Origin of the sequence: Enterococcus sp. DIV2379 (genome assembly GCF_050542965.1) — a bacterium.
GTDB lineage: Bacteria > Bacillota > Bacilli > Lactobacillales > Enterococcaceae > Enterococcus_D > Enterococcus_D entomosocium.
On record NZ_CP172938.1, the window covers coordinates 1,544,327 to 1,569,077 of the forward strand.

The 24,751-nt window shown below is 41.8% G+C and carries 22 protein-coding genes and 1 other annotated feature; of the genes, 21 read left to right on the forward strand and 1 reads right to left on the reverse strand.

Features of this window, described 5'->3' with window-relative positions:
* Positions 1-9 precede the first annotated feature (9 nt).
* The 4 genes from IGI92_RS07120 to IGI92_RS07135 all read left to right on the forward strand — a co-directional run bounded on the left by IGI92_RS07120 (position 10) and on the right by IGI92_RS07135 (position 6,117).
* Positions 10-1,656, forward strand: coding sequence for a dihydrolipoyllysine-residue acetyltransferase (locus tag IGI92_RS07120; protein WP_005236379.1), 1,647 nt, complete (start codon positions 10-12; stop codon positions 1,654-1,656).
* Between the two features lie 7 nt (positions 1,657-1,663).
* Entirely contained in the window at positions 1,664-3,070 is a 1,407-nt protein-coding gene (gene lpdA / locus IGI92_RS07125) for a dihydrolipoyl dehydrogenase (protein ID WP_005230052.1), read from the forward strand.
* Between the two features lie 109 nt (positions 3,071-3,179).
* Positions 3,180-3,433 (forward strand) — a binding site (T-box leader).
* 50 nt (positions 3,434-3,483) lie between these two features.
* Positions 3,484-4,755, forward strand: coding sequence for an O-acetylhomoserine aminocarboxypropyltransferase/cysteine synthase family protein (locus tag IGI92_RS07130; RefSeq protein ID WP_430608371.1), 1,272 nt, complete (start codon positions 3,484-3,486; stop codon positions 4,753-4,755).
* 162 nt (positions 4,756-4,917) lie between these two features.
* Positions 4,918-6,117, forward strand: a complete 1,200-nt coding sequence (locus tag IGI92_RS07135; RefSeq protein WP_086332318.1) for an MFS transporter — start codon at positions 4,918-4,920, stop codon at positions 6,115-6,117.
* A gap of 72 nt (positions 6,118-6,189) precedes the next feature.
* Here the strand turns inward: IGI92_RS07135 and IGI92_RS07140 are convergent, their stop codons facing one another.
* A complete protein-coding gene (locus IGI92_RS07140; RefSeq protein WP_005236373.1) occupies positions 6,190-6,714 on the reverse strand; it encodes a type 1 glutamine amidotransferase domain-containing protein in 525 nt (174 codons plus the stop codon).
* A 188-nt stretch (positions 6,715-6,902) separates the two neighbouring features.
* On the opposite strand from IGI92_RS07140, the gene IGI92_RS07145 reads away from it, so the two are divergent.
* The 17 genes from IGI92_RS07145 to IGI92_RS07225 all read left to right on the forward strand — a co-directional run bounded on the left by IGI92_RS07145 (position 6,903) and on the right by IGI92_RS07225 (position 24,713).
* A complete protein-coding gene (locus IGI92_RS07145) occupies positions 6,903-7,808 on the forward strand; it encodes a hypothetical protein (RefSeq protein WP_005236371.1) in 906 nt (301 codons plus the stop codon).
* 207 nt (positions 7,809-8,015) lie between these two features.
* Entirely contained in the window at positions 8,016-8,288 is a 273-nt protein-coding gene (locus IGI92_RS07150) for a UPF0223 family protein (RefSeq protein ID WP_008381425.1), read from the forward strand.
* Positions 8,289-8,296: 8 nt separating this feature from the next.
* The gene (locus IGI92_RS07155; RefSeq protein WP_086332319.1) at positions 8,297-9,064 is read left to right on the forward strand and encodes an inositol monophosphatase family protein; all 768 of its coding nucleotides are present in this window, start codon (positions 8,297-8,299) and stop codon (positions 9,062-9,064) included.
* A gap of 130 nt (positions 9,065-9,194) precedes the next feature.
* On the forward strand, positions 9,195-11,024 hold the full coding sequence (typA, locus tag IGI92_RS07160) for a translational GTPase TypA (RefSeq protein ID WP_005236363.1): 1,830 nt from the start codon (positions 9,195-9,197) through the stop codon (positions 11,022-11,024).
* A gap of 244 nt (positions 11,025-11,268) precedes the next feature.
* Positions 11,269-12,636 carry a 23S rRNA (uracil(1939)-C(5))-methyltransferase RlmD gene (gene rlmD, locus IGI92_RS07165; protein ID WP_010749606.1) on the forward strand — a complete coding sequence of 456 codons (1,368 nt, stop codon included), beginning with the start codon at positions 11,269-11,271 and terminating at the stop codon, positions 12,634-12,636.
* A gap of 422 nt (positions 12,637-13,058) precedes the next feature.
* The gene (locus IGI92_RS07170) at positions 13,059-14,720 is read left to right on the forward strand and encodes a phosphoenolpyruvate carboxykinase (ATP) (RefSeq protein WP_429946643.1); all 1,662 of its coding nucleotides are present in this window, start codon (positions 13,059-13,061) and stop codon (positions 14,718-14,720) included.
* 74 nt (positions 14,721-14,794) lie between these two features.
* Complete coding sequence (locus IGI92_RS07175) at positions 14,795-15,223, forward strand: VOC family protein (RefSeq protein ID WP_086332321.1); 429 nt, start codon at positions 14,795-14,797, stop codon at positions 15,221-15,223.
* Between the two features lie 331 nt (positions 15,224-15,554).
* Positions 15,555-16,385: a prenyltransferase gene (locus IGI92_RS07180; protein ID WP_430608374.1), complete on the forward strand. Its 831-nt coding sequence runs from the start codon at positions 15,555-15,557 to the stop codon at positions 16,383-16,385.
* Between the two features lie 107 nt (positions 16,386-16,492).
* Positions 16,493-17,185: a response regulator transcription factor gene (locus tag IGI92_RS07185; protein ID WP_086332322.1), complete on the forward strand. Its 693-nt coding sequence runs from the start codon at positions 16,493-16,495 to the stop codon at positions 17,183-17,185.
* The gene (locus tag IGI92_RS07190) at positions 17,178-18,161 is read left to right on the forward strand and encodes a sensor histidine kinase (protein ID WP_086317327.1); all 984 of its coding nucleotides are present in this window, start codon (positions 17,178-17,180) and stop codon (positions 18,159-18,161) included. The genes IGI92_RS07185 and IGI92_RS07190 overlap by 8 nt, the downstream gene beginning before the upstream one ends.
* A 93-nt stretch (positions 18,162-18,254) precedes the next feature.
* Positions 18,255-19,013, forward strand: a complete 759-nt coding sequence (locus tag IGI92_RS07195) for an ABC transporter ATP-binding protein (protein WP_086332323.1) — start codon at positions 18,255-18,257, stop codon at positions 19,011-19,013.
* A gap of 3 nt (positions 19,014-19,016) precedes the next feature.
* Positions 19,017-20,990 carry an ABC transporter permease gene (locus tag IGI92_RS07200; RefSeq protein WP_086317329.1) on the forward strand — a complete coding sequence of 658 codons (1,974 nt, stop codon included), beginning with the start codon at positions 19,017-19,019 and terminating at the stop codon, positions 20,988-20,990.
* A 302-nt stretch (positions 20,991-21,292) separates the two neighbouring features.
* Entirely contained in the window at positions 21,293-21,976 is a 684-nt protein-coding gene (locus IGI92_RS07205; RefSeq protein ID WP_430608376.1) for a M23 family metallopeptidase, read from the forward strand.
* Positions 21,977-22,118: 142 nt separating this feature from the next.
* Positions 22,119-22,655, forward strand: coding sequence for a CDP-alcohol phosphatidyltransferase family protein (locus IGI92_RS07210; protein WP_086372841.1), 537 nt, complete (start codon positions 22,119-22,121; stop codon positions 22,653-22,655).
* Positions 22,656-22,795: 140 nt separating this feature from the next.
* On the forward strand, positions 22,796-23,779 hold the full coding sequence (locus tag IGI92_RS07215; protein ID WP_430608378.1) for a serine hydrolase domain-containing protein: 984 nt from the start codon (positions 22,796-22,798) through the stop codon (positions 23,777-23,779).
* A 283-nt stretch (positions 23,780-24,062) separates the two neighbouring features.
* Positions 24,063-24,410 carry a hypothetical protein gene (locus IGI92_RS07220; RefSeq protein WP_430608379.1) on the forward strand — a complete coding sequence of 116 codons (348 nt, stop codon included), beginning with the start codon at positions 24,063-24,065 and terminating at the stop codon, positions 24,408-24,410.
* Between the two features lie 171 nt (positions 24,411-24,581).
* Entirely contained in the window at positions 24,582-24,713 is a 132-nt protein-coding gene (locus IGI92_RS07225) for a hypothetical protein (RefSeq protein ID WP_008381400.1), read from the forward strand.
* Positions 24,714-24,751: the final 38 nt, after the last annotated feature.

Consider the following 24,751-nt stretch of genomic DNA (forward strand, 5'->3'; position numbering starts at 1 on the left):
GAATAGAAAATGGCATTTCAATTTAAATTACCGGATATCGGTGAAGGAATTGCAGAAGGCGAAATCGTAAAATGGTTCGTCAAAGCAGGGGATACCATCAATGAAGATGATACCTTACTAGAAGTTCAAAATGATAAATCAGTGGAAGAAATTCCATCTCCAGTAACAGGAACAGTGAAAAACATCGTTGTCCCTGAAGGTACAGTCGCAAACGTTGGAGATGTCCTTGTTGAGATCGATGCACCAGGACATGAAGACAACGAAGGCGATGCAGGTGTAGCAGCAGAGTCTCAAACACCAGCAAAACCAGCAGCAGAACCTACAACGGAAACGGCTGAAGCATCAGCTGGTTCTTCTGAAGGCGCAGGCGTTTTCCAATTCAAATTACCAGATATCGGTGAAGGAATTGCAGAAGGCGAAATCGTAAAATGGTTCGTTAAAGCAGGAGATACCATCAATGAAGACGATACGTTGCTTGAAGTTCAAAACGACAAATCAGTCGAAGAAATCCCATCTCCAGTAACAGGAACAGTGAAAAACATCGTTGTTGCTGAAGGAACAGTTGCAAATGTTGGTGATGTTTTAGTTGAAATCGACGCACCTGGTCACAACAGTGCGCCTGCTTCATCAAGCGCACCTGCAGAAGCACCAAAAGAAAAAGTGGAAACTTCTGGTTCAGCAAGTGTTGTTGAAGCAGCAGATCCTAACAAACGTGTCTTGGCTATGCCTTCTGTCCGTCAATTCGCTCGCGAAAAAGATGTGGATATTTCCCAAGTATCAGCAACAGGTAAAGGCGGACGTGTAACAAAAGAAGACATCGAAAACTTCCTATCAGGTGGCGGACAAGCTGCAAAAGCTGAAACTCAAGCTCCTGCGAAAGAAGAAACAAAAGCTGCAGCAACTGAAAGCAAACCAGCAGCTCCAGCAAAAGCCTTCAAATCAAACTTAGGTGATTTAGAAGAACGTGTTGCCTTAACACCTACACGTAAAGCAATCGCTAAAGCGATGGTAAACAGCAAACAAACAGCACCTCATGTAACCTTGCATGATGAAGTTGAAGTAACAAACCTATGGGATAATCGTAAGAAATTCAAAGAAGTTGCTGCTGCAAACGGCACAAAACTTACTTTCTTACCATATGTTGTAAAAGCATTGACTGCAACAGTGAAAAAATTCCCTATCTTGAATGCGTCGATCGATGATGCAAAACAAGAGATCGTATACAAAAACTATTACAACATCGGTATCGCAACAGATACTGACCATGGGTTGTATGTACCAAACGTAAAAGATGCAGATCGTAAAGGCATGTTTGCTATCGCTGATGAAATCAACGAAAAAGCAAAACTTGCTCATGACGGCAAATTGGCTGCAGATGATATGCGTAATGGTACCATCACAATCAGTAACATCGGTTCAGTTGGTGGCGGCTGGTTCACTCCAGTAATCAACTACCCTGAAGTAGCTATTTTGGGTGTAGGTACAATCGCGCAACAACCAATCGTAAACGCTGAAGGCGAAATCGTTGTCGGACGTGTGATGAAACTTTCATTAAGCTTCGACCACCGTATCGTTGATGGCGCAACAGCGCAACAAGCAATGAATAATATCAAACGTCTATTAGCTGATCCAGAGCTATTAATGATGGAAGGATGATTAACAAATGGTAGTTGGAGATTTTGCTGTTGAATTAGATACAGTTGTAATCGGTGCGGGACCTGGCGGCTATGTAGCTGCCATCCGCGCTGCTGAAATGGGACAAAAAGTAGCAATCATTGAAAGAGAATACATCGGCGGTGTTTGTTTGAACGTTGGTTGTATCCCTTCAAAAGCCTTGATCGCTGCAGGTCATCATTATCAAGAATCTTTGGATTCAACAATGTTTGGTGTAACAAGTGAAAATGTTTCCCTTGATTTTACCAAAACTCAAGAATGGAAAGACAACAAAGTCGTTAAAACATTAACTTCAGGTGTTGGTTTCCTATTGAAAAAACACAAAGTAGAAACGATTGAAGGAGAAGCTTTCTTCGTTGATGATCACACATTGCGTGTCATCCACCCAGATTCAGCACAAACATACTCTTTCAACAATGCAATCATCGCAACAGGTTCTCGTCCAATTGAAATCCCTGGTTTCAAATTCGGCGGACGTGTTCTTGATTCAACTGGCGGATTGGCATTAAAAGAAGTTCCTAAAAAATTCGTTGTTATCGGTGGCGGTGTCATCGGTTCTGAACTAGGTGCAGCTTATGCAAACCTAGGGGCAGAAGTAACGATCCTTGAAGGCTCTCCTCAAATCTTGCCAACCTATGAAAAAGACATGGTCAAATTGGTTGAAGAAGACTTTGCGAAAAAAGGTGTAACAGTCGTTACCAACGCAATGGCGAAAGAAGCAATTGACAATGGCGATAGCGTAACTGTGAAATATGCCGTAGATGGTAAAGAAGAATCAGTTACTGCTGATTACGTGATGGTTACTGTTGGTCGTCGTCCAAATACTGATGACATGGGCTTAGAACAAGCAGGTGTTGAAGTAGGCGAACGCGGATTGATCACGGTTGACAAACAAGGCCGTACCAACGTATCAAACATCTACGCAATTGGTGATATCGTACCTGGTGCTGCATTAGCACATAAAGCTAGCTACGAAGCAAAAATCGCTGCTGAAGCAATCTCTGGTAAAAAAGTTGCCGTTGATTACAAAGCAATGCCAGCAGTTGCCTTTACTGATCCAGAATTGGCTTCTGTCGGTATGACGATTAAAGATGCCAAAGATGCTGGAATTGAAGCAAAAGCATTCAAATTCCCATTCTCAGGTAACGGTCGTGCGTTATCTCTAGGAAAAACTGAAGGATTCATCCGCTTAGTAACAACGGTTGAAGACAATGTGATCATCGGTGCGCAAATTGCTGGTCTAGGAGCAAGCGATATGGTTTCAGAACTTGCTCTTGCTATTGAATCTGGCATGAACGCAGAAGATATCGCGCTAACGATCCATCCACATCCATCTCTAGGTGAGATCACAATGGATGCTGCTGAGTTAGCTCTAGGATTACCAATCCACATTTAAGCTTTGTGAAACTCGTTCATCATTTGGTGAACGAGTTTTTTTATCACCAAAAATAAAACGATCTGGTCTATTGACAGAATCTTCTGGAAATGATACGATGCTCTTAATATTTCAACCGTTGATGAGGAAAGTAAATTGATTTGGCAAGCGTAGAGAGTCTTCGTAAGGTGCAAGAAGAACTTGTAGGATCAATCGAAAATGGCCTCAGAGGTGATCTTCTGAACTTGTACGAAAGATAAGGAGATCCGGGTGCGCCCGCTATCGCGTCAGAGTATAACGACGTTAATTTGTCGCGTACTTGCTGAGAAGCATGCTGGAAAGTCTGCTTGAATAAAGGTGGTAACACGTAAACACGTCCTTTGATATCTCGATATCAGAGGGCTTTTTTATTTGCATTATTAAGGAGGAATAGTATGACAGAAAGATTTGAGACGATTCAATTACACGGAGGACAAATACCAGATCCTACCACAGGAAGTCGCGCCGTACCCATTTATCAAACCACATCCTATGTGTTTGATGATGCTGACCAAGCGGCAGCGAAATTTAGTCTTAGTGAGAGCGGCAATATCTATACCCGTATTACCAATCCGACGACCGCGGTTCTAGAAGAACGATTAGCCCTATTAGAAGGTGGTGTCGGTGCGTTAGCTACGGCTTCTGGCTCAGCAGCGATCACCTATGCAATTTTAAATCTCGCGCAAGCAGGAGATCATATCGTTTCTGCCGCTTCAATTTATGGCGGTACCTATAATTTGTTCGCCCATACATTGCCAGATTTTGGCATCACCACAAGCTTTGTCGATAGTGAAGATCTACCAGCACTAAAAGCAGCCATCCAAGAAAATACCAAAGCAGTTTTTCTAGAGTCTTTAGGCAATCCAGATATTGATATTGCCGACTTTAAAAAGATTGCAGCGATCGCTCATGAAGCCGGGATTCCCCTCATCATTGACAACACCTTTGCGACTCCCTATCTTTTTCGAGGGTTTGAGCATGGTGCGGACATCATCGTTTATTCCACGACAAAATACCTCGGTGGTCACGGGGCTGTTTTAGGAGGGGCTATTATTGATAGTGGCAACTTTGATTGGACAAACGGCAAATTTCCCAAGCTGGTCGATCCCGATCATAGTTACCATGGAATTTCATGGGTAGAAGCCGCTGGTAACGCTGCCTATATCACTCGGGCCCGAACGATTCTTTTACGGGATACAGGTGCTGCGATTTCTCCCTTCAATTCATGGGTGTTGCTTTTAGGCATCGAGACCCTCTCGTTGCGGATGGAACGTCATGTAGAAAATGCGCAACAAGTTGCTGAATTTTTAGCCAAGCACCCGGAAGTTTCTTGGGTTCATTTCCCAACCCTGCCGGACAGTCCTTATTTTAAGCGGGCGCAGGAGTATTTCCCCAAAGGGACCAGTTCGGTCTTTTCCTTCGGATTAAAGGGTGGGGCAGAAGCAAGCAAAACCTTTTGTGGCGCAACTAAGCTCTTCTCGCTACTGGCGAACGTTGGCGATGCAAAGTCCTTGATCATCCATCCAGCTTCGACGACCCATTCTCAGCTTAGCGTAGAAGAACTTGCAGCAGCCAAAATTCGTCCAGAGACGATTCGCTTATCCATTGGATTGGAAAACATCGACGATCTATTGGAAGATCTCACGCAAGCCTTCCAACAGCTCTAAATAGTTGAAGCAGTAGGAAAAGCGCAGGATACTATGCTGCGCTTTTTTGTTGTGGGTTAGTGTTTCAAATAAAACTGCGGTTTCTGTTTATAGAAGGATAGTAAATCCATCGGTTCTATGCTATATTTAGTTGCTAAGGAATATGGATAAGGTGGGGGATGTATGCGTAATCATGCAAGTGACAAGAGGATTCGGTTTTACTACACAAGTTTGCAATTTCTTTATTGGATGATGTTTTGCTCAATCTATGGCTTCGCGACACTCTTTTTGATTTATTTCAAGGTCGATCCAGCAAAAATTGGCGGTATTTTAGCCCTAGTCAATATTGCGTCTACGATTTTGCAGCCCTTCATCAGTCAAGTCATTATCAAAAAAAGCAAAGTACCACTGATCGTTGTCTTGAAAACGATGACAATCGGCGTGGTCGCGGTGCTCTTAGCAGGTGTGATTGTCCCTGCATTATCAATACTGACCTATGTTTTAGGAGGGGTTTTGCTCGTTTCCATGCAGTCCTTTCTCAACGCCTTGGCGTTTGAATACACGAATAGCGGCAACAAAATCAATTTTGGCTTTTCGCGTGCCGGTGGGTCACTAGGATTTGCGGGTACCTCCTTTTTACTGGGGCAGCTCTTAGAGGAGTTTTCGGCAGCCCTTTTGCCAATGATCGCTATCGGGCAAGCCGTTTTGTTTCTCATTATTTTGCTTTTGCTGCCAGCGATCAAGAAGCCAGAAATGCCCGTGATGCTTACAGAACAAAGTCATTCAGGTGCCTTTTTGAAAAAATATCCTTTTTTGCTCTTTCTCTTTGTCGGGTTTAGCTTTCTCTTTAGCTTCCACACGATGATCAACAGTTTTTTGGCACAAATTTTTGCCGATATTGGCGGTGGCAGTAAGGAAGTTGGCATCGCCCTGATGATTGCGGCGTTATGCGAATTGCCGGGTATGATTTTCTTTGAACAGTTAGTGAGGATACGGTCTAGCCGTTTTTGGCTGTTGCTGTCCAGTGTTGCCTTTGCCATTCGTGGGGTGCTGATGCTGTTGATCAGCTCCATCATCCTGATGGAAATTAGCCATTTGATGCAAGGGGTTAGTTTTGCCTTGTTTATTCCTGCTTCTGCTTATTTGTTCAACCATAGTTTGGCAGATGAAGACCGGGTTTTTGGACAAACGATCATCATTATCGCTACCACGATCGGTGGCGTGATCGGCAACCTTTTAGGGGGGATGCTGATCCAAAGCTTCGGTGTCTGGGAAATGCTTTTGATTGGGACTGGGTTTGCCGTTTTGGGTGCTGCATTGACCTTTATCGGTGTGAAAAAAATCCCTAAAAGCAACAAAAAATTAGCGATCATAAGCGAATGATCGATAGGTAGAAAAAAGAGTTGCGGCCGTATTTCCTTCGGTCGCAACTCTTTTGAATCTGATCAATGGGTACTATTTCTTTTCTAAAACAGCAATAAATTCCCGCATATAGTCTGGTAGATCTGGGGGACGGCGGCTGGAAACGATATGTCCATCCGTAACCACAGGTGTATCGACCCATGTGGCTCCAGCATTTGTCATATCATCTTTGATGCCTGGTGTACTGGTAACCGTCTTGCCTTGCAGGATATTCGCAGAAATCAAGACCCAGCCTGCATGACAGATTTGTCCAATGATTTTTTGGTCTTTGTCCATCGTTCGCACGAAAGAGATGACCTCTGGGAAACGCCGTAATTTATCAGGTGCCCAACCACCCGGAACTAAGATGGCATCGTAGTCATCGGCGTGAATATCAGAAAAAGCATAGGCTGATTCTGCGGGTACACCATATTTGCCAATATACGTTTTATGCGCTTCTTCACCGACTAAATCGACTTGTGCGCCTTCTTCCCGTAACCGATGGACCGGATACCAAAGTTCTAAATCTTCGAAATCATTGTCGACTAAGGCAATGATTTTTTTGTTTTCTAAACGCAAGAGAATTCCTCCTTTTTCTTGTTATTCTTACTGTAACATCATGCCAAGGGAAACACCAAAAGTATGCTTCCTGAAAAATGCCAAGAAGCTATTCTGAGAATGGTCGTTCAGAGAAATGATATTGATGTAAGCGTTGTAATCATTAGGGGAGTAAGCGATAATAAAAGAAAGCCAAAGGAGGCGAAGATATGGAAGCATTCGAAAAAGCACGAAAATTTATTTACAAAAACGCGCGCCCTTTAGACCTTGCTCGTTGGCAGTACCATTTTGAAAATGGATCTCGCGAGGCTGTATTACAGGCGTTACAAGTCTACCAAAATGAAGATGGTGGTTATGGGCATGGTTTGGAACCTGATTATTGGAATCCCAATAGTACACCGATTGCAGTGTGGGAGGCATGTCGAATTTTACGAGAGCTTGAATGCCTTCATTCGTCAAATCCACAAGTCCAAGGGATTCTAAGGTATTTAGCTAGTGGAAAAGAATTTTCTGAAGGGAAATGGCTCAACCAAGTGCCGTCAACGGTATCCTATCCGCATGCGATTTGGTGGGAGAGTCCTGTGGGCGTGCCAGCAGACAACCCAACGGTCAGTCTAGCTGGTACGATCTTAAGAACAGGGGAAACGACCCTCTATCAAAAAGCACAAGAAATCGCCGAAACAGCAGTTGCAAGTTTTCTTAAGGAGCCAACCAGTGAAATGCACACATTAGTCGTCTATCTAGAATTATTACAAGACTGTGAAGAAATCCAGTATCAGCCTGTTTTAGCAAATGAACGCTTTCGCGAGATCTTATTCTGGCAAATTCGCCATGCAGTCTCAAACGAGCCAGAAGAGTGGTTCACATCTTATGTCAGCAAACCTTCAAATTTTTTCTTTACAAGAGAGCAGCTGCTTGGGATTTTTAGTGAAGAAATATGTAAAAAAGAAGCCGAAGAAATTTTAGAACACCAACAAGCAGACGGATCATTTGTCATTCCATGGCAATGGGGAACAGATTACCCAGAGTTTTTCATTAGTAAACAGTGGTGGAAATCAATTGCTATCATTAAAAATTTTTTGTTTTTGCGGGCTTTTCTAGACGAACCTTTTTGAAGTCGGTCATCTTTTAATCAGCGATCTCGTTGAAAGAACAAAGGAATTTCCTTCTTATTTGAGATTCATGGAGTTCAGCTTCTAGAAATCCAAATAGTTTGTAAACCAGAGGTACATTCATTGCCAGAATGTACCTTTTTTGCAGCGGAGGCTCTGACCTATTTTCAATTTTGTGGTACACTGAATAAGATGAATAGGAGTGGTAATATGCGGGATTATCAATATCCTCTGGACTTAGATTGGTCGACGGATGAAATGGTCGTCGTCATGAAGATGTGGGAACGGTTAGAACAAGCCTATGAAAAAGGCCTTCCTAGCAGCACGTTTCTTGAGGCGTATCAAGCCTTTAAGAAAGTCGTTCCCAGCATTGGCGAGGAACGCCGTTTAGGTAGAGAATTTGAAGAACTATCAGGCTATTCGTTATACCATGCCGTGCAGGCAGCGAAAAAGACTGAGGGAAAACTAAAAATGAAAGGGTAGATCAACGAATGCATGAAATCGTTAATGAAGTTCGCCAGTGGATGATCGCTGCAGGCGAAAGGATCAAAGGCAATTTAAATAAAGAAGACTTGGTGGTCGAGACAAAATCAGGACGGAAAGACTTAGTGACAGAATTGGATAAAGCCACGCAAGATTTTCTGATTGGTAAGATCCAATCCTATGATCCGGATGCCAAAATTTTAGGTGAAGAAAACGGACTGGATACACTTGCCGACATGAGTGGACGGGTCTTCATCATTGATCCGATCGATGGAACCATGAATTTCGTGTTGGAAAAAGAAAACTTTTGTATCATGATCGCGATCTACGAAGAGGGCAAAGGGCGCTTTGGTTTTGTCTATAATGTCATGAAAGATGAATTCTTATGGGGGGGTCCAGAGATTGGTGTTTATAACAATGGCAAGAAGATCGAACCGCCGAAAGATATTGCCTTATCCGAGGGTCTCGTTGGCTTGAATTCACCCATGTTGATCCATAACCGCCACCACGAAACTGAAGTCAGTGACAAAGCATTAGGCATTCGTATGACTGGATGTGCTGGGGTAGAGTTGATCGCCCTCGCTAAAGGACAAAGAGCAGGCTATCTTTCTCATCTTGCGCCATGGGATTATGCGCCAGGGGGCGTTTTGTTAGAAACCCTTGGATTAAAAATGGCAAACATCAAAGGAGAGCCGCTATCCTTGAATGGACGGGAATTGTTTATCGGCGGTACACCGAAAGCTTTTGAAGAATTATTGGCGATCGTTAATCAATAAGAAAAAAACCAGATATTTTATTAATATCTGGTTTTTTCTGTAAAAATGAAAACTTTGCACTATATTTCAGAAAGAAATTCTGGTATAATGGCTTGTCGAGTGCAATGTCACCAAAAAAGGAGTTTATAAATTGAATATTAGAAATGATATCCGCAACGTCGCTATTATTGCCCACGTTGACCACGGAAAAACTACATTAGTTGATGAATTATTGAAACAATCCCAAACGTTAGATAGCCATACCCAATTACAAGAACGGGCGATGGATTCAAATGCGATCGAAAAAGAACGTGGCATCACGATCTTAGCGAAAAATACAGCGGTTGAATACAACGGTACAAAAATCAATATCATGGATACCCCAGGACACGCGGACTTTGGTGGTGAAGTAGAGCGGATCATGAAAATGGTCGATGGTGTTGTTTTGGTTGTTGATGCTTATGAAGGAACGATGCCTCAAACACGTTTCGTATTGAAAAAAGCGTTGGAACAACACTTAGTGCCAATCGTAGTTGTCAACAAAATCGACAAACCATCTGCTCGTCCTGAGCATGTTGTCGATGAAGTCTTAGAACTATTTATTGAATTAGGTGCCGACGATGACCAATTGGACTTCCCAGTGATCTACGCTTCTGCGATCAATGGAACTTCAAGTGAATCAGATGATCCTGCTGATCAACAAAAAACGATGGCACCATTGTTTGATACGATCATCGAACATATTCCAGCGCCAATCGACAACAGCGACGAACCATTGCAATTCCAAGTATCATTGCTTGATTACAATGACTACGTTGGACGTATCGGTATTGGCCGTGTCTTCCGCGGATCAATCAAAGTCGGCGACCAAGTTGCATTGATGAAATTAAACGGAGAAGTTAAAAAATTCCGTGTGACGAAACTTTTCGGTTTCTTCGGTTTGAAACGTTTGGAAATCCAAGAAGCCAAAGCCGGTGATTTGATTGCTGTTTCTGGGATGGAAGATATCTTCGTTGGTGAAACTGTTACACCAATCGATCATCAAGATTCATTACCTGTTTTACACATTGATGAACCAACTTTGCAAATGACCTTTATCGTGAACAATTCACCATTTGCGGGTCGCGAAGGAAAATTCGTAACCGCTCGTAAAATTGAAGAACGCTTAATGGCGCAATTGCAAACAGACGTTTCATTGCGTGTGGATCCAATCGGACCTGATTCATGGATCGTTTCTGGACGTGGCGAACTTCATTTGTCAATTTTGATCGAAAATATGCGTCGTGAAGGCTTTGAATTGCAAGTTTCTCGTCCAGAAGTTATCGAACGCGAAATCGATGGCGTGAAATGCGAACCATTTGAACGGGTGCAAATCGATACCCCAGAAGAATACATGGGATCAGTAATCGAATCATTGGGAATGCGTAAAGCAGAAATGCAAGATATGATCAATACAGGGAATGGACAAGTACGGATCATTTTCTTGGCACCAGCTCGTGGCTTGATCGGTTACACGACAGAATTCCTATCAATGACTCGCGGCTACGGCATCATGCACCACACCTTCGATCAATATTTGCCAATGATCCAAGGACAAATTGGTGGCCGTCATCAAGGCGCACTTGTATCGATCGATACAGGAAAAGCAACGACTTACTCGATCATGAGTATTGAAGAACGTGGAACGGTCTTCGTTGAACCAGGTACCGAAGTGTACGAAGGAATGATCATTGGTGAAAACTCTCGTGACAAAGACTTAACGGTCAATATCACGAAAGCAAAACAAATGACCAACGTCCGTTCTGCAAACAAAGACCAAACCTCAGTTATCAAGAAACCTCGTATTCTTTCTTTGGAAGAATCACTGGAATTCTTGAATGATGATGAATACTGTGAAGTAACACCAGAAAGCATTCGTTTAAGAAAACAAATCTTGAACAAGAGCGAACGGGAAAAATCACAGAAAAAGAAAAATAACTGATAACTAAAACAGTGATCAAAAGTTTTAAACACTTCTGATCTGTTCGATTTTCCGAAGGATGGAAAAGGGATTGCTCCTGTGTTGCAGCGGCTCTTCGCCGCAGGACCCAGAAAAAGCAATCAGCCGATTTCCCTCCTTCGGTTCTTTTTTGCTCGAAGTCAAGTTGAACCGTTAGAATAAACACCGCTTGCAATTTCGGCCATTCCTTTTTAAAATGAAGAAAGCAAGCACAAAGGAGAAATCTATGAAAAATTATCCTGTTAAAAAGAATCAGGAACTTGAAGTTGATATTTTGGATCTTTCCCATGAAGGAAATGGGATCGCCAAAGTCGATGGGTACTTATTATTTATTGAAAACACCCTGCCAAATGAACGTGCCTTAGTCAAAGTGTTGAAAGTCGGCAACAAATTTGGTTTTGCCAAAGTGATGAAATTGTTGCAAGCAAGTCCTGATCGGCAAGAATTGCCGAATGAAGCATTGTTGCGCACCGGGATCGCTCCATTGAGTCATTTGAGCTATGACAAACAATTAGCCTTCAAACAGCAGCAAGTAGAGAATGTTTTGGCTAAAATCGCCAAATTGCCTGAAATCACAGTCAATGCGCCAATCGGAATGGAAAAACCATTTGGTTACCGCAACAAAGCGCAAATCCCTGTGCAAAAAATCCATGGGGAATTAACGACTGGATTTTACCGCAAAAACAGCCATACTCTGGTACCGATCGAAGACTTTTATATTCAAGATCCAAACATCGATCAAGCAATCATCAAAGTCAGAGATATTTTGCAGCGGTTCAATGTCAAAGCCTACAATGAAGAAGCCCATGAAGGGTTCTTACGCCACATTGTCGTTCGTCGTGGGCATCACTCAGGTGAAATGATGGTCGTATTAGTGACACGTAAACCGAAATTCTTCAAAGGAGAAGAAATCGCGGAAGTGATCCACGAAGAGATTCCAGAAGTTGTTTCTGTCATTCAAAACATCAATGAAGAAAAAACCAATGTGATCATGGGGGAATTCGAGCGTGTGTTGTATGGCAAGTCATCGATCGATGATCAATTATTAGGTAAAACCTTCCAAATCTCAGCGAAATCTTTCTACCAAGTCAACACAGCGCAAACAGAAGTCTTGTATCAAACCGCCTTCGAGATGGCGCAACTGTCTGAAAATGATGTCGTTGTGGATGCTTATGCAGGAATCGGAACGATCGGGATTAGTTTGGCTGATCGCGTGAAAGAAGTGTTAGGGATGGAAGTCATTCCTGAAGCAGTGAACGATGCCAAAGCCAATGCCAAAAGAAATGGTGTCGAAAACGTGCATTACTTTATCGGTAAAGCCGAAAAAATCATGCCGCAATGGCTACGCGAAGGCATTCAACCGACAGTCGTCTTCGTTGATCCACCTCGCAAAGGTTTAGATGCTAGCTTTATCGAAACGACTGCTGCGGTTAAACCAGAGCGCATCGTCTACATTTCCTGCAATCCAGCAACTTTGGCTCGTGACCTCGCGTTATTTGCGGAAGAAGGGTATGTGACAAAAGAAGTCCAACCTGTTGATTTGTTCCCACAAACGACCCATGTAGAGTGTGTCGTGTTGTTAGAACGTGGTTAAGAAACAACAAGTTTTTTCAGCAATTTTGATTTTGAATTCTTTTTATGGTAAATGTCATAAAATCTTACGATAGCAAAGTTACTAGAGAAAGCAAGTCAATTGAGAAATAAGCAACTAAAACCCATCTGTCTATCTAGTTACGTCGATTGTGACGTTTAGAATGGATGAAATATAAAACCAGAAACTGGAACTGAAAGATACTCTTTCTGTGCCAGTTTTTTTGTTCTTTCTCACTATTGATGAGCGGGGAAAAAATCAATGCAAAAAGCAGTGAAGCTTCAAATATGCAGAGATCCAAATCCTTTAACAAAATGGTTTATCGGCAATTTATAGTTAATGTGTATAAAAATATGGCGTGTGGTGATTAGAAAGTATTATAATAAACGTAGTGAATAGAAAATTTTTGTTAGGAGGGATTACACATGGCAACGATTCGTGCATTTTCACACAAAGAGATTACACCGCAGAATACGCATTTGTCGAGTTTTAAAGTGTTGATAGAGTCAGCTTTTTATGGGAACAATGTCACTTGGATTCATGATCTAGCCACGGCCTATCGCTTAGCAAAAGAATCTTCTGGCGCTATTCTTACGGATATGCCGGTCACACACACCAAGGAGTTAGGACTACCGGAGGATGCTAAAGTCATCGTGTTTAATGACGGAAAAGTTGTTGGACGGACAGCGGCAGCTCGACGCATCATCGGACATCCCGGGATTGATCGAAAATTGTATGAAGGGATTTTAAGAGATGCTTTATTTCAAGGGACACGTAAAAAATTCTATGGCGGTGAAGTTGTTGTAGGGTTAGACGAAGCGTTTATGGTCAAAGCACACCTGTTGCTACCAGAGTACTATGAAACCAATTTTTATTCTTATTTGTTGAATTTTCAAATGCTGACGAAATCATGGCAGGAAAGGTATCAACATTCCAAGAACTATCCAGAGACAGATATTTTCTTGTACGCTGATCCGGACTGGACACATCCTGATTTTCCTTATGGGCTGTCTCTCTTTGATCCTGAACACAATGTTGCGGCAGTCTTAGGCTTAAACTATTTTGGTGAATTGAAAAAAGCGACATTAACTTTGGCTTGGGCTACCGCGCATCGCAATGGCTTTGTGGCGTGTCATGGAGGAATGAAGCAATATCAGCTACCGAATCGAACATTTACGATAGCTGCTTTTGGTCTTTCAGGATCAGGAAAATCGACCATTACATTGGCAGAACATGATGGCAAATATGATATCAAGGTTCTGCATGACGATGCGTTTGTGATCAATCAAACAAATGGTGCGTCCACTGCTCTGGAGCCTTCTTATTTTGATAAAACGCAAGACTATCCATTAACCAACCCAAATGTCCGCTACTTTATCACCTGTCAAAATGTTGGGGTTACTTTAGACGAGGAAGGAAAAAAGGTCATCGTCACCCAAGATATTCGTAACGGGAATGGTCGAACCGTCAAATCACGGTATGTCACACCTAACCGGGTGGATCATTTAGATTCGCCGATCGATGCAGTATTTTGGATCATGAAAGATGACACGCTACCTCCTGTAGTAAAAATTGACGATCCGATTTTAGCCGCTGTTTTTGGTTTGACCTTAGCTACGAAGCGCACGACAGCTGAACATATTGTCGAGACCACGGATATAGATAAACTGGTCATCGAACCTTATGCCAATCCATTTAGGGTCTATCCTTTAGGGGAAGATTTTGCCCATTTCATGCACTTGTTTAAAGAAAACCAAACGGCTTGTTACATTCTAAATACAGGCTTTTACAAAGGCAAGAAAGTCACGCCTGAAGTCACACTAACATCGATTGAAAAAATTGTGGAAGGCGAGGCTGAATTTAAAAATTTCGGTGGGATCACCGAAATGAGTTTCCTGCCAGTAACAGGCTTTAAAGTCGATTTTCAAGATGCCTCCTATGTTTCTCATTTAAGAGAGCGGATGCAAGGACGGCTGGACTTTATTTTGGCTCAAGAAACAGAAAATGATGGCTATAATAAGTTGCCTAAAGAGGTAGCAAAGGCAATGGAAAATGTGATTTCTACATTAAATGAGTTTCCTAGCTAATTCCATTGAATCAAACTTCCGCAAGCGGCTTTTCTTCCTGAAACACTTACTTTGTTAGCCAGAAAGGAGCGATTATGAACATTCAGTTTCACCATATCCAAATCACAGTCAATGATGTAAAAAAAGCAGAAGGTTTTTATGATCAATTATTTGCACTATTAGGTTTCGACCTTCAGAAGAAATATTCTGGGTATTTAGAACATGCCGAGATGGAAGTAGTAGAATATATAGGGGATTCATTTGATTTCGGTATTTGTTCCCCACGAAAAGAATGGAAGAAGGAGAAAATCGATTCAAGAAAACCTGGCTCGGTTCAGCACATGGCGTTTAAGGCGGAAAGCCGCGAAGTAGTAGATGCGATCTTTCCCAAAATAAAAACCTTAGGGGTAAAGATCCTTCACGATCGACCAATGGAGTACAAAGAGCGCATCGCTCCTAACTACTATGCCTTATTCTTTGAAAGCCCAGAAGGCATTCGTTTTGAGCTATTTCATTATGCCTGATTCCTTTAACTAGAAGAGTGTGGCATTAAATTATTGCGTGAGCGCGTTCTTATTAAGGTGATCTTTCATTAAGGGGCTAGCATAATCAGGCGAGTTTAGAGAGAAACTTTTTTAGAACCTGTCATCAGGAAAATCTGTACACTCTTGTTTTAAGTACGTCCATCCTGAAAAACTCGTTGGTTCCTAAAATTTATTTGGACAATTCGAATACAAAAATCTAACTCATGTGTTGAAAAACGTCGATTTTATCATTCTAGAAGCTGTTGCATTGTGGGTCAATAAGGATTGTTGCGTTGATTGCAGGGCACTTAAGAAATGGAGGAGGAACAATATGGATCAGACGGTTCAGCAAGATATCGAAGCGATCATTTCCCGTCAATATGATCATGGCGCCGATTTATGGTCGACGCCAGACCATAAATTACTGAAAGGAGCACCCTTTACAACCTTAGAGTGTCCTCATTATTTGCTTGAACTTGGTATGTCGCCTGAGGAGAACTTATTAAAAGAGACCGCTGCATTGATCTTTCAAGGATGGAGAGAAGATGGCAGATTTAAAATTTCGCCATCAGGGGGGATTTATCCCTGTCATACAGCGCTGGCTTTGCGAACGCTGTGTGCTCTTGGTTACGCAAGGGACCCGCGGCTACAACAGACCTTTCACTATTTTCTTGATACTCAGGAAACAGATGGCGGCTGGAAGTGCAATAAATACAGTTTTGGTCGCGGCCCGGAGACCCGCTATTCAACCCCGATGACGACGTTAACGGTCCTTGATGCCTTTCGATATACTCATGATCGTGAACAGATGGAAACACTTAATCAAGCAATCGAATGCTTGCTTGCTCATTGGGAGATTCGTCAGCCAATCAGTCCCTGTCATTACGGAATGGGCACATTGTTTATGCAGACAGAATACCCCTTTAGAGGGTACAATCTTTTTTATTATCTGTATGTCTTGTCTTTTTATCCTTCTGCCAGAAAAGACGCACGGTTTCTGGAGGCTTTGCAGCAGTTTGAATCGAAAGTTAAAAATGGCAATGTTATTGTAGAACGGGTTGTACCAAAACTGGGGAAACTGAATTTTTGTAAAAAAGGACAAATTAGTTCCTTCGCCACCCGACGGTACCAAGAAATCCTTGCTCACTTGGCAGAAGATTAAGGAAAAAACAGTCCTTTGGAATGTTCCTCCATCTAGACGATTCTTTTTCTTTTCTGGTACACTGTCTCTAAAGAACCGACCGAATAATCAACAGAGGGGAGAAAGACATGCAAAAAATCTATCTGGTTGAAGATGATGCGACGATCGTCTCTGTTTTAGCCGATTATTTGCAGCAGTGGGGATACGAATGCCATTCGGCCAAGAATTTTGCTGAACTCTTGCAAGAGTTTCACGACATCAAACCTGATCTCGTTCTTTTAGATATCTCCTTGCCTTATTACAATGGGTATCATTGGTGCCAAGAAATTCGCAAGGAGTCAGAAGTACCGATCATTTTTCTTTCGTCGATGGATCAGCAGATGAATCAAATCATGGCGATGAACATGGGGGCGGATGATTATTTAACAAAACCCTTTGATTTAGCCTTCGTTTTGGCAAAAATCCAAGCGTTGCTACGGCGCAGCTATCAGTATAGCCACCAACAAGCGCTGACCTTTGACATAGGGCAAGTAACCTTTTATCCAACAGAAAATGTATTAAAAAATCAGGGGGAACAGTTGCCGCTTTCTCCAAATGAAGCTCGGATTCTTTCCTTGCTTTTGCAGCATCGAGGGAAGATCGTAGCCAAAGAGACCATCATTGAAATGCTCTGGAATAGTGAAGAGTTCATCGATAACAATACATTAGCAGTCAATATGACTCGTTTGCGAAAAAAATTGAGCCAGATCGAACTATCCGATTTGATCCAAACGGTAAAGAATAAAGGCTATTTGATAGAAAAGGAACACGCCTATGACTAATGTGAAAGAATATTTCGTGTTGTATGGAAAGTTTTATCTCGTTTACCTGCTATTTAGTGCGGGTCTACTAGGGTTATTCTTTCTTCACAGCCTTCCATTAGAACCCTTCATTGACTATGCGGTTTTTTCAGGGGTGATTTTAGGAGGTCTTTCCCTTTTTCATTATTTTCGTTACGCACAAAAAAGAAAGCAGCTACAGCATTTATTAAGAAAAGAACGTATGACGGAAGCGGCGTTGGCGTTCTTGCCGACCACTCGAAATCGGCTAGAAGACGAGTATCAAACGCTTCTTAGGCAGATGGCAAAAGAAAAAACTCTGTCTGAATACAAAGCGACCGTGAAAAATGAAGAAATTTATGAAGATTTCGGCTTGTGGCTTCATCAAATCAAAACGCCTCTAGCGGCGTTGGATCTTTTGGTTCAAAGCGATACCCTGTCACCGACGGAGGTCAAAGCGGAATTATTTAAGGTGAACGATTACTTGCAAATGATGTTGAATTATTTGCGACAAAATTTAGCGAATGATGATTTTGTCTTTGAGTCGATTGCTTTAGAGCCCCTTGTTCGTCAAACAATCAAAAAGTATGCCTTGTTTTTCTCGAAAAAGAATCTGCAACTGGATATGGCAGTGGATTTGACGGTGACATCTGATCGAAAGTGGCTCATTTTTATTTTTGAACAGGTTCTTTTCAACAGCTTGAAGTATACTGAAACCGGTGGCATTAATGTTTTCACTAAAGACAATGCCTTAGTGATTCAAGATAGCGGCATTGGTATTCGTAAGGAAGACTTGCCAAGGGTGTTTGAGAAAGGATATACGGGACAAAATGGTCGCTTTCAGCAACGAGCGAGCGGGCTAGGCTTATATATGAGTCAACAAGCGGCTGAAAAAATCGGCTGCCGTTTAGCGATTGATTCTGAAGTGGGACAGGGAACCATCGTCACACTTCATTTTCCCACCACAAATAACCGATAGCCGCAAACTTTCAACACTGTAAGTTTGCGGTTTTTATTGTAAGTCGCTTTTTTCTGCCAGTCAGCTTATTCTAAAAAGGAAGGAGGGAACAAGATGACACTTTTAAACATTCAACAAGTAAAAAAAATCTATCAAAGCCAGCTGAATGGGCAACCCGTCGAAGCGTTGAAGAATATCACCTTTAAGGTAGAAGAAGGGGAATATGTAGCCATCATGGGGGAATCAGGTTCGGGGAAGAGTACGCTACTGAACTTGATGGCGACGTTAGACCAACCGACAGCGGGTGAGATGCAGCTGAATGGCATCGATTTGACCACCATCAAAGAAAAAGATGCAGCAAGTTTTCGACGGGATCACTTAGGCTTTGTCTTTCAAGACTTTAATTTATTGGACACTTTTACGGTAAAGGACAATATTTTATTGCCATTAGTTTTATCGAAAGTTTGCGTCAAACAAATGGAATTGCAGCTTCAGCCTATTGTACAAACTTTAGGGATCGCCGATTTATTGCAGCATTACCCGTATGAATTGTCTGGCGGACAAAAGCAACGTGTTGCCGTCGCACGAGCGATCATCACAAAACCAGAACTGCTATTAGCAGATGAGCCAACCGGAGCGCTGGATTCGAAAACCTCTGATCAACTACTGACATTATTTCAGCAGATCAATCAAAACGGACAGACGATCGTGATGGTCACCCACAGTTCGATCGCAGCCAGTCGCGCACAACGCGTCTTGTTTATCAAAGACGGGTATGTATTTCACCAGTTGTATCGAGGAGAACGGAGTGATACCGCTTTTCTAGAAGCAATCGCCGAAACAATGACTGCTGTTTTTGCGAAGGAGGAGTAACGAATGTTCTTTCAAAAAATCGCCTTCTCCAATTTACGTAAAAATGCCAAAGCCTACACACCCTTTTTAGTATCCATGAGTTTCTTGGTAGCTGTTTTGATGATGACGCAAATCATCGTGAATAATCCGGGGATGAAGGAACTTCCTAGTAGTCAAAGCGCCATTTTCATGTTTCATTTAGGAAATATCATCCTGATGATCTTTGCGGCGATCTTTTCCTTTTACACCAATAACTTTTTGATCAAGCAGCGAAAAAAAGAATTTGGTCTCTACAATGTTTTGGGACTAGGAAAACGCGAGATAGCCTTCGTGGTCTTTTGGGAACTCTTTTACAGTTTTCTTATTAGTCTTGCGGCCGGGTTGATCAGCGGCTTATTGTTTGCACGATTAGGATTTTTGATTCTGAAGAAAATCTTAGCCGTAGGTGAATTCTTTGTTTTTAAACTTTCATTTGAGAGCATTGGATTTGTGATCCTCTATTTTATGTGCGTGTTTGGTTGTCTATTTTTATTTGACCTGTTGCAAGTACGCAAAACCAATCCACTTCAATTACTACAGGGAAGCAAGCGTAATGAAAAAGAGCCTCGCGCGAAAGGCATTTTAGCACTATTAGGTGTCCTTTGTTTAGTGGCGGGCTATACGATCTCTGTGACGATCAAGTCTCCCATCAGTGCCTTAGGCCTGTTCTTTGTCGCCGTCATCCTCGTAATCTTGGCTACCTATCTGTTGTTTATTGCTGGTAGTATCAAAGCATTGCAGTTTTTAAGAAAACGAACGACCTATTATTATCAAACGACCCATTTTATCAATATCTCTACCATGCTGTATCGGATGAAGCAAAATGCGGCTGGTTTAGCAAGTATTTGTATTTTATCAACGATGGTGTTAGTGACAGTTGCTACGACCGCCAGTCTTTACTTTGGACAAAAGAATGTGATCGAAACTCGTTTTCCATACGATGTTCAAATTGAGTCAGCGGCTGATTCCCAGCAAATCAACACAGTGATTGATGGACTTGAAGAGAAGCTAACGATCAAAGAGCGCCAGCAAGTCACTACAACAAGACCATTGCTTTTTACCTTTGAGGGCCTAAACTTTGTTCCTTCAACCACTTTTGAAGAAAATAGTGATAGTTTAGATAAAGCCGTGTACCTTACTTTTCTTACCAGGTCTGAATACCATGAAATCAGCGGGAAAACAGGACCTGCTGAAGATGAATTATTTGTTTTTCCCGCAACTTGGACCCAACAAGCATTACCAGAAAAGACCACGATCGATGATCGTCAATTTCGTTTGCGGGAATTGAAGGAACTGCCAACATTCACGAAAACAGAAAACCCGGTTCAGCATCTTGTTCTTGTGGCGGATGATCAGTGGCTTACTGAAAAGCTAAGCTCTTGGTATCAAAAAGAAGATTTTCAACTTTACCAGCAACCAATGACAACAACAGTCTTTAATTTTCAAGCAGCAGAAGCAAGCGATCGCGAAGCGATCGCAAAAGAGATTCGCAGCGAACTTCTGGCAGCAGATGCTCATGCGAGTGTTCAGTCAAAAGATCTTTTTGAAGGTGAGACCAAAACCTTTACCGGCGGCTTCTTCTTCTTAGGCTTGATTTTTGGTGTGGTCTTTATTTTAGCTGCCGCATTGATCATTTATTATAAACAAGTTTCCGAAGGGATGGAGGACAAAGAACGCTTCGAGATCTTGCAAAAAGTTGGGTTAAGCCATAAGGAAGTCAAACAAGTGATCCAGCAGCAAGTCTTGATGATTTTCTCATTTCCATTGGCGGCAGCGATCATCCATCTCGCATTTGCTTTGCCGATGATTCGGAAGTTGTTGCTTCTTTTTGGTCTGACAGATCGCAACTTATTGATCACGGTATCGATTATCTCTGTTCTGCTGTTTACAATGATCTATTTAATGGTGTATTTCATCACTGCAAGAGTCTACTACCGACTTGTGGAGCGAAAACAATAGCCGTTAAAAAAAGTTAGTCGAACGAGTCGTCACCGACAGGACCTACAGTAAAATAGAATGTGAGAACGCCTCATCCATGAAGCGACTTCTAGAAGTTAGAATTTTTGATCTAACTTTTTGGAATCACTATATGATTGAGGTGTTTTTTTTTAGCTACTCCTATTAGCCCACTTTTTTAGAGTTGAAAAAAAGGCTTAGGTGACCTATAGTGAAAAGGAGTAAAGCACAGGTATAGATTGCCGCGAGGCTGATAGTCATTTCCAAATAAAAGAGATCATGTGATCCAAAAAGGAGAAAGTCCTATGAAAGAGCAGCCGATAACCATTGAATTTCCCTTAAGAGGTGAGTGGCTTGCGCCGACTACACCAGCCAAGAAGATTCCTAGTCATGGCACCGATCGAATGGGGTTACGTTATGCGTTTGATTTTTTACAAGTCGATTTTGAGGGGAAAACAAAAGCTTTTCACGACCGAAGCTTTCTGCGCTATTTCTTCTTAGGAGTTCCCCTTGAGAACTGTTATTGTTGGGGCAAAGAAATCTATTCACCCTGTTATGGTGAAGTGATTGTTGTAAGAGAGGGCTATCGGGAACGCAAAGTCGTTCATTGGGTTGTAGATTTTTCGATTGCTTTAAAAAATGGCTTGTTTTTTAATGAACAAAAAGATGAGTATCAACAAATAGCTGGCAACTACATTGTGATAAAAGCTTCTGAGGGCGTATATATGGCATTCGTCCATTTGCAAAAAGGATCCATCAAAGTTTCCGTAGGACAAAAAATCACCAAAGGGATGGTGATTGGCAATGTCGGTCATTCCGGCAATTCGACTTCGCCTCATCTGCATTTTCAAGTGATGGACAGTAACGATATCGCCCATGCAAAAGGGCTGCCTTGCCGCTTTGAAGAATACGAGGTTTACCGAGCAGGACGATGGATAAAGGTTCGGAATCAGATACCAGATAGTACAGAACGGATACGATTTTTATAGGAGCATTAGGGACTAGCTGTGAGACTTTGATAGGGGGCATCTCCGAAATGCTTAGAAGAAAGAACATTTTAACGTTTCTGAGCTTCTTTAAAAAACTTGCAACAATCTTAGGTATTCAGAAAATGTATCTCAGGGGGAACAAATGAAGCAATTACCCAATATCATTACTACTTCTCGACTGATTCTAGCACCACTTTTACTATTCCTTCAGCCAATGTCTGGCTGGTTTTGGCTGCTTTATTCCTATTGTTTTTTAAGTGACCTTGTCGATGGGCTACTAGCAAGAAGGATGAACCTCACGAGTGAGGTCGGTGCCTTACTAGATAGTTTCGCAGATGTAAGCTTTTTTCTCGCTGTCTTTCTTTCTTTTCTACCGCAGCTTTTGGAAACCCAAACGATCATGGTTTGGATCTTGGTGATCGCTATCATCCGCTTCGTCAGTTATCTGATTGGCTATGTAAAATTTCAGTCTTTTAGCAGTCTGCATACATGGCTCAACAAAGCAGTCGGATTTCTTTTATGTATTTTTCCATTGCTGCTCATCGTATTCCATGAAAGAATTGTTGTCTTGATTTTGGGGACCATCGCCACTATTTCGGCATTAGAAGAATTGTTGATAACGATCCTCGCAAAAAAACTGGATAGAAATCAAAAATCGATATTCGAAAGTTTTAAGTAAGGTACCTCTGTCACTGAGGCCTTTTTTTGTTTATCCATCGCTAGTAGTCTTTTAAAAGTCCTTTCAAAAACAATTTTAAAAATAACATTGAAAACAATTTTTAATGGTATTATGCTTATCTTTGAAAGGAGACTTCACAAATGAACAGACAAGAACTGCATGCATGTATCAGTAAAAACCAGCCCAATATTTGCCAAATTTCTGCCTACCAAAATGGAAAGGAAGTTTACTCGGATGAATGGCATGAGTATAAGCCAGACGATACTTGCCACCTTATGTCCGCTACGAAAAGTATCGTTTCTCTACTAGTCGGAATAGCGATAGATCAAGGCCTCATCAGGAGTGTCAATGACAAAGTACTCGATTATTTTCCAGACTATCCCGTAAAACGGGGCGAAAAAACGATTCACGATATTACCATCAAACACCTATTAACGATGCGAGCCCCGTATAAATGCAAAGGTGATCCATGGACAAAGGTTTGTTCGAGCGACGACTGGACCAGCGCCTCCCTTGATTTATTGGGAGGAAGAAAAGGAGTGACAAATGAATTCAATTATCAAACCGTTTGTCTGCAGATCCTCACTGGTTTGTTAGCGAAAGCTTCTGGAATGACGACCGTTGATTATGCGAACCATTATTTATTTCGCCCTCTTGGTGTAGCCGAAATAACCAATTATTATGCGGAAACGGCACAAGAACATAAGCACTTTACAATGAGCAAGGCACCAAAAAAACCAGTTTGGTTTTGCGATCCTTTAAATATTGGGGCAGCAGGTTACGGGCTATGCCTTTCAGCAAAAGATTTAGCCAAAATCGGTGAGCTATGCTTGAACCAAGGCATCCATCAAGGGAAACAAGTGATTTCCTCACAATGGCTCACTGAAATGGTCAATCCGCTAGAGACAAACACAGAGAAATTTCAAAACATGAGTTATGGATATTTGTGGTGGATTTTGGAAACTGAGAAAAGTACCTATGCCGCCATCGGTAATAGCGGAAATGTCCTTTATATTGATCCCGAATCAGATTGCGTCATTGCTATTACGGCTTATTTTAAGCCAACTGTCTTTGATCGAATCAACTTTATCGAGACAGAGCTTAAACCATTTCTATTTCAATAACGAGCAATAAGTAAAAGCAGTCCGCTGTCATAAGCCGACTGCTTTTTTGTAGGTAACAGCTTTATGAATCCTTTCTTGATCGCGACAAGCAGGGACCTATTGAGAAAACTTGGCTACTCGTTTTATGAATTTATAATCTAGCAATTTGGTACCACATATAGGTGGCTAAATGAATAATAAACGGAAGATAAATAAGAAATGAATAAAATGACCAAACAATCACCGTCGTAAACTTGGTATACTATAATTGAGAAGAAAATCACAAGCGAAAGGAGCGGTAGGAGTGTTTTCAGAAATCAGTATCTATCAAGTGAAACCAAGTGAAGTCGATACCTTTGAAGCAATCATGCAAGAAGCAACAGAGGCAATGAAGGCCATGGAGGGAGCTATGTTCTTTCGATTAATGAAACGAACCCATTACATCAAAGAAATGAGTACCATCAAGGAAGGTCGCCTGCCAGATCCATTGACAAGAGTCATAAAATGTGTGAAATATGCCCACTATTGGGAGTTTGATAGCGAAGAAAATTATGGCAAAGCCCAAAAAAGGCTGTATGAAAGCTATTGGAAAGCAATCGAGAAATGTTTGATCGTTCCCCACGACAAGCTTTTAGGGGAAGTGATTGAGTGATCGTTTTAGTATCGGATGCTCTTCAGATGAACGGACTTTTTGTTACAACTGTTTAGAAATTATAGGGAAAAATACAACGGGATGTTAAAAAGTCATTCGAATGTTGAATCGACGACTATTAGTTGTTTAAATGCTCTGTTTCTTGAGGGAATCGGAAAGGAGGAACACACGATGGGACAGGTTGCATTTCATAACTTATACAAATTAATAAAAGGTGCTTCAACAGCAGAATTTGTTCCAGTCGTTGAACAATTCAACCGTGAATACATTTTCAAACAAAGAGGATACCTTTCTTTTGAATGATTAGTAGATTGAGAAACTTGGGCTGACATCACCAAGTT